Raw genomic sequence first — 12,076 nt, forward strand, 5'->3', positions numbered from 1 at the left:
GGAAGGCGAAAGCATGCAACGCTATCAAAGGGAGCATTTTTGGGACGCCATCGTGTGGCCGCTATTGTGGCCTTTGTTACTTGTGCAAGCAGCATTGGTTGTGCTGTGCTTGATGGTTGGCGCAATGGTGTGGTGGATGACGCCGAGTCACGCCTCATGGAGCACCACGCTCTGGCTAATGTCGGCATTGCTGGTTGGCAGTAGTTTAAATGCTGGTGCCTTTCTTATGTTGGTTAAAGCACGCGCCCGACGTAAAGATAACCATTTGTCGCAAGAGCTAAACGAACTAGAGCGTCGTAGCCAGGTACTTTTTCAAGAGCTATGCCAGGAACCGTTCCAGAAGCCTTTACCCAATGCCCACGATGACTCTCTTCTGCCTTGCCAGCGTTTGGCTAGTATTAATGAAATGCTAGTCCGCATTGAGCACTACCTGCAAGGCGCACAAGGGGTCAGCGCTGTCAGCAAAAATACAAAGCATGAACATGAACAAACACTGCTGGATGATTTTCAGCATCAGCAGCAGCAACTCAAACACTTAATGGCTGGCCGAGAAAGGGCGCGGGAAGAGTCACGTTTAAAGACGGGTTATTTAACATTGCTACAGCGTGAAACAGACGGTTTGCTCGACCATTTAAATGTGATGGCTGGCAAAGAGGCTACCGATAATGGTCGCCAAAATGTCACAGAGGTGCACGAGCGCCTACTGGATATCCGTTCGTTATTAGCCAATCTCGTTCAGCAGAGTGCAGAAAGCACTGAGAAACCTACTGAAAAAAGCAGTGAAAAAAGCACTGAAAAGCTAACTGAGGAAAATATAAGCCAAGGCGGCACTGACGCGCAGCGCAATTTGCGCATACTCGTTGTCGATGACGGGCCAGTGAATTTGATGCTGGCGCGCCAGATGCTCGAAACCCAAGGGCTACAGGTGGAAGGTGTCAGCAGCGGCGAGCAGGCGCTTGAACGTCAACAGGGCGCGTTATTCGATCTGGTGTTTATGGATATCTTCATGCCGACCTTGGATGGGCTCGAAACAACCCGGCGTTGGCGTGAATACGAGCGCCACCAAGGCGGCAGCCAAAGTGTGCTGGTCGCGCTAACGGCCAACGCGGATGATGCCAGGCTCGATGCCTGTTTAGCGGCTGGCATGGATGACCTGCTCGCCAAGCCGTATCAACCCGAAACCCTTCTCAATATAATTACTCGCTGGTTTCCAGGGACGGCTAAAGCACTTCCGCCTGCATGACTATCGTCACGGCGTTACTCATTTACTTAACCCTGGGTGCCGTCGCCGGCACAATGGCAGGTGTGTTTGGAGTGGGGGGCGGGCTGATCATCGTTCCCGTGCTGGTGTTTGCGTTTGAACTACAAAACATCGCCTCGGAAATTACCATGCACTTAGCCATCGGTACTTCTCTCGCCACTATCCTAGTCACTGGTTCCTCTTCAACGCTGGGCCATTTTCGTCGAGGAAGCATTCACCGTGAGTGGCTTATCGCACTGCTACCAGGCTTGGTCTTAGGTTCCATCGCTGGGGTGTTTGTGGCCGATAATCTGTCGGGCACATTGTTGGAAACCATGTTTGGCCTCTTTATTTTATTGATTGCCACAAAAATGTTGTTTGGTTTAGCGCCCAAGCCCGGCAGTGTTGCGCTAGGCAAAGGGGCAATGGCCTTGGCAGGTGGGGTGATTGGCATGATTTCAGCGCTCTTTGGGATTGGCGGTGGCGCCATGACGGTTCCGTTATTGTCACGCTGCGGTGCCAGCATGACCCAGGCCGTAGGGACGGCAGCGGCAGTCGGCTTGCCGATTGCGTTGGTCGGGGCACTGACGTTTATCGTAGTGGGATGGGGAAATTCGCTGCTGCCTGCCTGGGCAACGGGCTTCGTCATGTGGCCTGCTTTTTTCAGTATCGTTATCACCAGCGTTCCCTTTGCGCGTTTAGGCGTTAAACTTGCCCATATTTTGCCCGCCCTTACGCTACGGCTCTCCTTTGCGCTATTGCTAACAGTGGTAGGGGTACGCTTTTTACTGTCGTAACGTCTCCTGGGCTAACGTTTACTTGGTCTAACGTTTGAAAAGCCAAGAGTTTGGCTGGCTTAGCTTTTGGCTGCTCTGCTAAAAATATGCGTTTTCATACTTCCTTTGGTCAGATTAGAGAGTGTAAATGATTAATTATCCGACGATTGACCCAGTGGCTATCTCCCTCGGGCCGCTGCAAGTCCATTGGTATGGCTTAATGTATGTCGTAGGTTTTGTAGCTGCCTGGTGGCTCGGCTGTCGGCGTGCTTCGCGCATCGGGCTCAACAATGATGATATTGGCGATCTACTGTTCTACTGTGCTATCGGGGTGGTGGCCGGTGGGCGTTTGGGGTACGCGCTGTTCTACGGGCTTGAGCAGTGGATGGCCGACCCGCTCTGGATCTTCCGCGTATGGGATGGCGGTATGAGCTTTCATGGTGGTCTGCTTGGTGTCTTATTGGCCGCCTGGATATTCGCCCGTCGCAAACAGCTAGCGTTCTTAACACTCACTGATTTTATTGCCCCCCTGGTACCCATTGGGTTGGGCGCCGGTCGCATCGGTAACTTTATCAATCATGAGTTACCGGGGCGCGTAACATCACTGCCCTGGGGGATGCCGTTTCCCGGCATGGGGCCTGAGCCACGTCATCCGTCAGCGCTCTATGAGGCCTTGTTAGAAGGTGTCGTACTGTTCGCCATTCTTTGGTGGGTTTCTTCCAAGCCAACATCACGGGGGTTTGTGTCCGGACTATTTTTAGTTTGCTATGGCGTTTTCCGCTTTATGGTCGAATTTGTTCGTATGCCTGACGCCCACATCGGTTTTATTGCCTTCGGCTGGGTCACCATGGGCATGCTGCTTACACTCCCCATGATCGCGCTGGGCCTAATCATCATCGCTTGGTCACGCTCCCAGCCTGTAGACGTGAAAATTCAAAACGCGTAATAGCAAAGCTCGTAATAGATAGATAATTAGTTACCTAGTCGAAAAGAAGGGCAATCCTCGCATTGCCCCTCTTCACCTCACCCCCTAGAATAAACCGCTACACCGCCTGCTAACTTGGAAACTCTGTGACTGCTACAACGCCCGCACTTGAGCAACCCTATTTAGATTTGATGCAAACCGTTTTAGAGCATGGCGTTGACCGCCACGACCGTACAGGTGTCGGTACGCGCTCTGTGTTTGGCCATCAAATGCGCTTTGATTTGTCGCGTGGTTTTCCGCTGCTGACCACCAAGAAGCTCCACCTACGCTCCATCATTCATGAGCTTTTATGGTTCTTGAAAGGCGACACCAACATCGCCTATCTAAAAGAGAACGGGGTGCGCATTTGGGATGAGTGGGCGGATGAAAACGGCGATCTAGGCCCCGTTTATGGCTACCAGTGGCGTAGCTGGCCCGATCCTAAAGGCGGCAGCGTTGATCAAATCGCCAAAGTGCTCAATCAAATTCGCACCTCGCCCCAGTCGCGCCGCCTGATTGTCTCTGCCTGGAACCCGGCCCAGGTAGATGAAATGCAGCTACCGCCATGCCACTGCCTGTTTCAGTTTTACGTTGCCAATGGGAAGCTGTCGTGCCAGCTCTATCAGCGCAGTGCGGATATTTTCCTCGGTGTGCCGTTTAATATCGCAAGCTACGCACTGTTGTTAACCATGGTCGCACAGGTAACGGGTCTGCAACCCGGTGAATTTATCCACACCCTGGGCGATGCGCACCTGTACAGTAATCATTTGGAACAGGCCAAAGAACAGCTGGCGCGTACCCCCAAAGCAGCGCCAACGTTAGTGCTTAATCCAGCGGTGGATGACCTGTTCGCGTTCCGGTTTGAAGACATACATATTGATGCTTACGAGGCGCATCCGCACATCAAAGCCGAGGTGGCGGTATGAGCCAGCCAATCGATACTAGCAAGCAAAGCGACGACTTCGACTCTTTAGTGCCGGTGGCCATGATTGTCGCCATGGCTAAAAATCGCGTAATCGGCGTAGACGGTAAGCTGCCCTGGTACCTGCCCGAAGATTTAAAGTTCTTCAAGCGCATTACTCAGGCAAAACCACTGGTGATGGGGCGTAAAACCTTCGCCTCCATTGGTAAGCCGCTGCCCAATAGGCTTAACGTGGTCGTTACCCGCAACGCCGGGTTCTCTCATGAAGGCATACGCGTATGCCATGATTTGCCCGCAGCGCTTGAGCTAGCCGACCAGCATGCCACGATAGAGGCAGCAGAAGAGATCATGGTAATGGGCGGCGGTGAAATTTACCGCCAAGCGTTACCCTTTGCCCAGCGGCTTTACATCACGGAAGTGGATTGTGAGGTAGAGGGTGATGCAAAATTTCCTGACTTCACCCCCCACGAGTGGCAAGAAGTCCAACGCGTAGCGGGGCAGCCGGCAGAAGGGCAGCCAAACTACGATTTCGTGGTCTACGAGCGCATCGCCGACTGAGAAAGTCAAAGGAGAAGGCTATGGCCGCCAGCTTAACGAACCTGTTAGATGACTTGGAAATGCGTCTTGAACGCACACAAGCTGAGCTAGAAGCCCTGCGCGATGAGAATCAGCAGCTAAAGCAGCAATTGGCGCGGCAAGATGCCCGGGTGCAAAGCGAGCCAAGCCTGGAAGCTATGCCAAGTGCAGAAGCTATGCCTGCCGCTGAAAGGTCCAGCGAAGAAACATTCAACCCTGTTGCGCTTGAAGACGATGCCCAGGAACAGGAACAGGAAGCGGTCAGCGGAAACGCTGATTTACCGCCTGTGGATGAACCAGCCAAAATCCCGTCGCCGCATGCGCTGCTTAATCAGTGGTACGAACGCTACCCTAACGCGTTCTTTAAAGGCCACACCAGGCCGCTTAAAGTCGGTATTCATCAAGACTTGGCAGAGCGTGAGCATTGGCCGAATAAGCTCATTCGCCGTGCGTTAGCCAACTACGTCAACCTGCCGCGTTATATAAAAGCAGTGCGCGAGGGCGCCGAGCGAGTCGATTTAGATGGTCAGCCTGCTGGCAAGGTGGATAAAGAAGCCGCGCTGCATGCATCCGAAAAGCGTGGTGAAAAGAAAGAGCGCACAGATAAGGAAGAGCGCGGGTATAAGGAAAAGCGCAGAGAAAAGGAAAAGAGAGAGCAGCCCAAAAAAGCGCAGCCTAAATCATCGTTAGCCGCTAAAAAGCCTCATAAAGAGACTTTAACAGAACCACAAGATGAAAAAACTGAAAAAAGTGAGTCACGTAAGCCGCTTAGCATGGAAGACAAGTTGTTAGGCTTGCAGCAGAAATTCAAAGGCCGCTGAGACCAAACTTGTCAGTAGGGGTTCCATAAAAAAGTGCAAATAGTAAAAAAACACTGTTTTTTTCTATTGCGTTCCCTGGAATCCCGGTATAGAGTTTGTCTTGCGAGCATTGGACTATAACAAGGCTTAGTTGAGGACATGCCGCATACCACCGGGAAAAACCGGGGATGAAAAAAGAGCATGGCCCGCAAAAGCCACCTGCCGGCTTATAAAGAGCCGAGCAGTAACGATCGAAACAATATACGAGTTAAGGAACTTACATCATGAAAAAAACACTTTTAGCGACTGCTATCGTTGGCGCCCTGGGCGCCTCAGCTGCAGCCCAAGCTGCAACTGTTTATGACCAAGACGGCACCAAGCTGGACGTCTATGGCCGTATCGCTATGGGTATCGCCGGTGGCGGCCCTGAGTATAATAGCGACGGTAATCGTATTAATACCGATGCTGACTTTGTTGATGTTTATTCTCGCCTTGGTCTACGCATGAGCCACGAAGTTTCTCGCGACTTGACTGCTTTCGGTCGTTTAGAGTGGCGTTTCGACGGTGATGAGCGTACCGGTCCTAGCGGCAACGGCAACACCGGCTTTAAAGAAGTTCGTCAGAGCTACCTCGGTCTGCAAAGCGACCAGTTCGGTACTTTCCAGGGTGGTAACTTTGACTCCTTCTACAACCAGTTCGTTTCTCTGCCGTTCTATGTTTACATCGACCGTGGTTTAGAATTCGCTGGTCACCCGAAACAGTCACGTGGTGACTCGATCGGTTACTACACGCCTGACCTGAGCGGTTTCACCGTCTTCTTGCAGGGCAAGCACTATAGCGACCGTGGTGTTGAAGCGGCATCCGGTGTAACTGAAGAGCCAGGTCAAGGTACTGAAGTAGCTGCACAAGGTGGTGTTCGTTACGCGCAAGGCCCCGTTACTCTTGGTCTAGGTTTTGTAGACGACATTGAAGAAGGCGGCGGCAACGACGAAGTGCTGTACGGCTTGATCGGTTCATACGACTTTACCGACCAGTTCTCTATGCGTCTTGGTTACGAGACTCGTGATGAAAATGCCGATTATACACCGAGCGCTACTGGCGAAAACGGTTATGATAAAGTAGGTCTGGGTGGCACCTTCACCACTGGCCCTTGGGCGTTTACTGCTGATTACTACAATGTAGACAGTGATAGTGACGAGACCCGCCACGCATGGGCCGCAGGCTCTTACTACAAAGTATCCAGCAACTTTGACGTGTTCGTTGAAGTCGCCGATGGCGATTCAAGCTTCAGCAGCGATGAATCCAGCGTTGACGACAATATCGATGCACTTAAAGAAGACGTTTACTGGCTGACTGGCGCACGTTACCACTTCTAAGCTTGGTTTAACTACCACGCTTGAAGGGTTAACTGCCTAGCAGAATCAATAGAACCGGCCTCTTATGAGGCCGGTTTTTTTATGTGTCAACGTTTTAAAGGTATAATTTGCCATGGCATTTGAGGTCTTTTTAGTTTGGCTTAGGGAATGAGCTGTACTGGCAAAAGTTCCATCTCTATTCTGGAATACTGAGGCACTCATGAAAGTGGCTTACGGGGGCAAATTGCAGTTCTCGCTTTCCTGGTTACAATAATATACATTGTTATTGTTTTTTTTAACGTCTAGCTACTTGTGGGCATATTATGTGTGGCATTGTCGGCGCGGTTAGCGCAAAGGATAGCACTCCCTTTCTACTCGAAGGGTTAGCAACATTGGAATATCGCGGCTACGATTCGGCGGGGTTGGCGCTGTTAGCAAGCGATGGGGTGAGCGGCTTGCAGCGTGCACGTTCCAAGGGGCGTGTCGCTGAGCTGGCCGCGAAGGTCAAACAAGAAGGCATCAACGGTCGTGTGGGTATTGCTCATACCCGCTGGGCGACCCACGGTGTACCCGCCGAGCGCAATGCACACCCGCATATCTCCGCTGGTTTGGCGGTGGTACATAACGGCATTATCGAAAACTACGAAGCGCTGCGAGAACAACTGCAGGGTTTGGGGTATGCATTTACCTCCGACACCGACACTGAAACCATCGCTCACCTGATTCAAGCCTGCTTTAAAGGCCAAATTGGCGAGCCAGCAGAAAACCTGTTTTCCGCTGTGCAGTGTGCCGTGGGGCATTTGAAAGGCGCCTTCGCCCTGGCCGTGATCAGTGAGGAAGAGCCCGAGTGCGTCGTGGTGGCCCGTGAAGGTTCGCCGCTGATGCTGGGTGTTGCCGAAGATGGTCACTACGCCGCCTCGGATGCCTCGGCGCTACTCTCGGTGACCAAGCGCATGATGTATCTCGAAAACGGTGATATCGCCCGTTTGACGCGTGAGTCGATTACCTTGGTCGATCGGTTAGGTCAGCCTGCGCAGCGCCAAGTGATTACGTCCAGCCTGAGCCCTAATGCAGTAGAGCTGGGTGATTACAGCCACTACATGCAAAAAGAAATTTTCGAGCAGCCCCAGGCATTAAGCAATACATTGGAAATGATTAGCGGGGCAGGGCAACTGCAGCCCGGGATCTTTGGCGCCGAGGCCGCCGACATCTTCCCCCAGGTCGATTCGGTTCTGATCATTGCTTGCGGCACCTCCAGTTATGCAGGCATGACCGCTAAGTATTGGATTGAGCAAGTGGCAGGCATTGCCTGCAACGTTGAAATTGCCAGCGAGTACCGCTACCGCCAAAGCGTGCCGAATCCTAAGCAGTTGGTGGTGGTTATTTCACAATCCGGCGAAACCGCCGATACCTTGGCCGCGCTGCATCATGCGAAGGCGCAAGGGCATACCTATACGTTGGCGATTTGTAACGTGCCGGAATCCGCCATTGTACGTGAGACCGCGCTGCGCTTTATTACCCGCGCCGGGCCGGAAATTGGAGTGGCGTCGACCAAGGCATTTACGACCCAGCTAAGTGCGCTGTTCTTGCTGACGCTGCTACTGGCGAAAGCCAACCATCGCTTAAGTGAAGATGATGAAAAGGCCTACCTGGATGAGCTGCGCCATTTGCCCATCGCGGTCGATAAAGTGCTGGCGCTAGAGCCCAGCATTCAAGCGTGGTCGAATCACTTCGCCAATAAACACCATGCGCTGTTTTTAGGCCGTGGGCGGCACTACCCGATTGCGCTGGAAGGCGCGCTCAAGCTTAAAGAAATATCTTACATTCATGCCGAAGCCTACCCGGCGGGTGAGTTAAAGCATGGCCCCTTGGCATTGGTCGACTCAGAAATGCCTGTCGTCGTCGTGGCCCCCAACGACGAGATGTTGGAAAAGCTCAAAGCCAATATGCAGGAAGTCAGCGCGCGTGGCGGGCAGCTCTATGTGTTTGCCGATGGTGGCAGTGCCGTGAAACCCTCCGACGGCGTGCATGTCCTGCAAATGCCCGAACATTACGGGCTACTGTCGCCGGTATTGCACGTTGTGGCATTACAGTTGCTTTCCTACCATGTGGCCTTGGTAAAAGGCACTGACGTGGATAAGCCGCGTAATCTAGCTAAGAGTGTGACGGTAGAGTAGAGCGACACTTCATAATTCAGGTATTTCAAAATGCGACAATATTTTGGCACGGATGGAGTGCGGGGCCGGGTGGGTGAGTTTCCGATGACCGCCGATTTTGCCATGAAGCTTGGCTGGGCTGCAGGGCAGGTATTAGGTGCTGAAGGGGCCAGGGAAGTCGTGATTGGGAAAGATACCCGTGCCAGTGGCTACATGCTGGAATCTGCACTAGAAGCAGGTTTCTCCGCGGCGGGTGTCAATGTAGCGTTGGTTGGGCCGCTGCCGACACCGGGCGTTGCCTATCTAACCTCTACTTTTCGAGCGGATGCGGGCGTGGTTATCAGCGCATCGCATAACCCTTTTGATGATAACGGCATTAAGGTTTTTGCCCAGGGCGGCCATAAACTTACCGATGCTCAAGAGCAGGAAATCGAGCGCTGGTTACAGATTGCCCTTGATGGTGGCATGACCTGCGTTAGCTCTGAAAAATTGGGTAAAGCGCGCCGTATTGATGATGCTACCGGCCGCTATACCGAATACTGCAAGGCGAATCTACCGGGGCATTTAAGCCTTAGCGGCCTGAAAATCGTTGTCGATTCTGCCAATGGCGCTGCTTATAAAGTGGCTCCGGCGGTGTATAGCGAACTGGGTGCAGAGCTGATTAGCATCCATGCAAGCCCCAATGGCCTGAATATTAACGAGCGTTGTGGTGCTACCGCAATGCAGAGCTTAAGGGCGGCGGTGGTTGAGCACCAAGCTGACCTGGGTATTGCCTTAGATGGTGATGCCGACCGTTTAATGATGGTCGACCATACCGGCACGGTGGTCGATGGGGACGAACTGCTGTACTTGTTGGCGAAAGATGCCAAAGCATCCGGCTATAGCGGCGGGGTAGTGGGTACTCAGATGAGTAACTTGGGCTTAGAGCAGGCGCTAGCGAGGCTGGAGGTTCCTTTTCTTCGCGCCAAGGTCGGCGACCGGTATGTCATGGAGCAGCTTAAAGCCACTGGTTGGCGGCTAGGCGGCGAAGGTTCAGGGCATTTGTTGAGCTTGGATCATGCCTCGACAGGGGATGCCATCATTGCCTCGCTGCGTGTGCTTACCTGTTTGTTACAGCAAGGCACGATACTGTTTGATGGCAAGCAGGGTATGCATAAACTTCCTCAAACGCTGATCAATGTACGTATTAAAGCCCAAGACGGTAATGACCCGTTGGACTCGGCGCAAGTCAAGTCAACTGTTGCCCAGGTAGAAGAGCAATTAGGGCAAGATGGCCGCGTGTTGCTGCGTAAGTCCGGTACTGAACCATTGATTCGTGTGATGGTGGAAGCTGTCGATGCGGTTCAAGCACAGCACTGCGCGGAGCAAATAGCAGACTCACTGAGTAATGCAGGTTAGTGAGTTTAAGCTAGTTGTGCTTTAACAAGCTATTGTGCTTTAACGAGCTGAGGCTGAAATACGCACCCCAAAATACGTGGCTAATGAAAGCAAGGGAGACGCAAATGGATGTTGTCACGAAGGCTTTTTATGATGAAACACCGAGTGCTAACGAAGCAAAGGAACGCGTAGCGTTTGGCACCTCCGGTCACCGTGGCCGTTCTATTGAGCGTACGTTTAACCAATCCCATATTTACGCGATTACCCAGGCCGTTGTCGATTATCGGCGCCAGGTGGGCTACCAAGGGCCGCTGTTTTTAGGCTTTGATACCCATGCGCTTTCCCGGCCTGCTTGGGAGTGCGCGCTACAAGTATTAGCCGCTAATAATGTGCCCGTTTTCGTAGAGAAAGGGCATGGCTACACTGCTACCCCTTTGGTCAGTCACGCGATTTTGCAGCACAATCGCCGTGAAAATCCGGCGGGGTCTGGCGCAGCACTGGCGGATGGATTGATTATCACGCCTTCTCATAACCCTCCCGAAGATGGCGGTATTAAGTACAACCCACACCACGGTGGCCCAGCGGACACCGATGCCACCGACTGGATAGAACTGCGCGCGAATGCTTACTTGCTGCGTGAGTTAGCCGATGTGCCGACCGTTCCGGTTGAGCAAGCAATTGCTTATGCCCAGCCGTATGACTTCACCGCCCATTATGTCGCGCAGCTGGCGAGTGTGATCGATATAGGTGCTATTCAACAAGCTAACCTGACGCTGGGCGTTGACCCGATGGGGGGTACGGCCTTACCGGTGTGGCAGGCCTTAGCTGCCCATTACAAGCTGAATATCGAGGTAGTGAATACCGCGATTGACCCGGCGTTTGCCTTTATGCCGCCGGATCACGATGGCAAGATCCGTATGGATTGTTCAAGCTCAGCAGCCATGGCGAATCTGTTAACGATTAAAGACCGTTTTGATATTGCCTTTGGTAACGACCCCGACGCCGACCGCCACGGTATTGTGGATGCCAATGGTTTGATGAATCCGAACCATTTTCTGGCGGTGTGCGTTGATTACCTGATTACCCATCGCCCTGAGTGGGCCGCAACGCTAAAAGTGGGTAAAACCCTGGTGTCCTCTTCGATGATCGACCGGGTGGTGGCTTCCCACGAGCGTGAGCTCTATGAAGTGCCGGTGGGCTTTAAGTGGTTTGTCGATGGCCTGCACGAAGGCTGGTTGGCCTTTGGTGGTGAAGAGAGCGCAGGTGCTAGTCTGCTGACCCGTGATGGCAAGGCATGGTCAACCGACAAGGATGGTATTGCGCTGTGTTTGTTGGCAGCGGAAATTATGTCGGTCACCGGCAAAACCCCCAGCGAGTATTACCGTACGCTTACCGATCGGTTTGGCGAGCCCTTTTATAAGCGCGTGGATACGGCTTGTTCGCCCGAAGAGAAGGCGGCGTTTAAAAACCTGAATGCTGAAAGCATCACGGAAAAATCGCTGGCAGGCGACCCTATCACGGCGGTGCTGGTGGATGCGCCGGGTAATGGTGCAGCTATCGGGGGTATTAAAGTCAACACGCAGAACGGTTGGTTTGCCGCTCGTCCGAGTGGTACTGAGTCGCTTTATAAAATCTATGCCGAAAGCTTCAAAGGCGCACAGCACCTGGACGAACTGATCGAAAACGCCAAAGCATTATTAGCCGGTGTGTTGAGCTAGTGCCAGAAATTTGAACCAGACATTTGAAGAAGTACCATAAGATTCATATTGCTCGCTATGTTGTTATTTAGTATTAAGTTAACGGCTGGAGGATATTTATTGGCTTAAAGCTTGCTGGTTTTAGAGGAGTAAAACCTGCTGTTTAGTGATGAAAAGCTTACTGGGTGATAAACGCGAGTTTTCCATCTTAGC

At 52.5% G+C, this 12,076-nt stretch carries 10 protein-coding genes; all 10 read left to right on the forward strand.

What is annotated here, in order from left to right; all coding sequences use genetic code 11:
- Positions 1–13 precede the first annotated feature (13 nt).
- Positions 14–1,243, forward strand: coding sequence for a response regulator (locus tag ACW44H_RS06005; RefSeq protein WP_457507705.1), 1,230 nt, complete (start codon positions 14–16; stop codon positions 1,241–1,243).
- A complete protein-coding gene (locus tag ACW44H_RS06010) occupies positions 1,240–2,037 on the forward strand; it encodes a sulfite exporter TauE/SafE family protein (protein ID WP_457507707.1) in 798 nt (265 codons plus the stop codon). The genes ACW44H_RS06005 and ACW44H_RS06010 overlap by 4 nt, the downstream gene beginning before the upstream one ends.
- A gap of 127 nt (positions 2,038–2,164) precedes the next feature.
- Entirely contained in the window at positions 2,165–2,962 is a 798-nt protein-coding gene (lgt, locus tag ACW44H_RS06015; protein ID WP_457507709.1) for a prolipoprotein diacylglyceryl transferase, read from the forward strand.
- Between the two features lie 125 nt (positions 2,963–3,087).
- Entirely contained in the window at positions 3,088–3,906 is an 819-nt protein-coding gene (locus tag ACW44H_RS06020) for a thymidylate synthase (RefSeq protein ID WP_457507711.1), read from the forward strand.
- Complete coding sequence (locus ACW44H_RS06025) at positions 3,903–4,460, forward strand: dihydrofolate reductase (RefSeq protein WP_457507713.1); 558 nt, start codon at positions 3,903–3,905, stop codon at positions 4,458–4,460. The genes ACW44H_RS06020 and ACW44H_RS06025 overlap by 4 nt, the downstream gene beginning before the upstream one ends.
- 20 nt (positions 4,461–4,480) lie before the next feature.
- Entirely contained in the window at positions 4,481–5,299 is an 819-nt protein-coding gene (locus ACW44H_RS06030; protein WP_457507715.1) for a ProQ/FINO family protein, read from the forward strand.
- Positions 5,300–5,562: 263 nt separating this feature from the next.
- Positions 5,563–6,654, forward strand: coding sequence for a porin (locus ACW44H_RS06035; protein WP_457507717.1), 1,092 nt, complete (start codon positions 5,563–5,565; stop codon positions 6,652–6,654).
- 302 nt (positions 6,655–6,956) lie between these two features.
- A complete protein-coding gene (gene glmS / locus ACW44H_RS06040) occupies positions 6,957–8,810 on the forward strand; it encodes a glutamine--fructose-6-phosphate transaminase (isomerizing) (protein WP_457507719.1) in 1,854 nt (617 codons plus the stop codon).
- A gap of 30 nt (positions 8,811–8,840) precedes the next feature.
- On the forward strand, positions 8,841–10,187 hold the full coding sequence (glmM, locus tag ACW44H_RS06045) for a phosphoglucosamine mutase (protein ID WP_457507721.1): 1,347 nt from the start codon (positions 8,841–8,843) through the stop codon (positions 10,185–10,187).
- 104 nt (positions 10,188–10,291) lie between these two features.
- Positions 10,292–11,884 (forward strand): phosphoglucomutase (alpha-D-glucose-1,6-bisphosphate-dependent), encoded by a 1,593-nt coding sequence (pgm, locus tag ACW44H_RS06050; RefSeq protein ID WP_457507723.1) that lies wholly within the window; start codon positions 10,292–10,294, stop codon positions 11,882–11,884.
- The last annotated feature ends 192 nt before the right edge of the window (positions 11,885–12,076 follow it).

This window comes from Vreelandella sulfidaeris Esulfide1 (assembly GCF_054072535.1).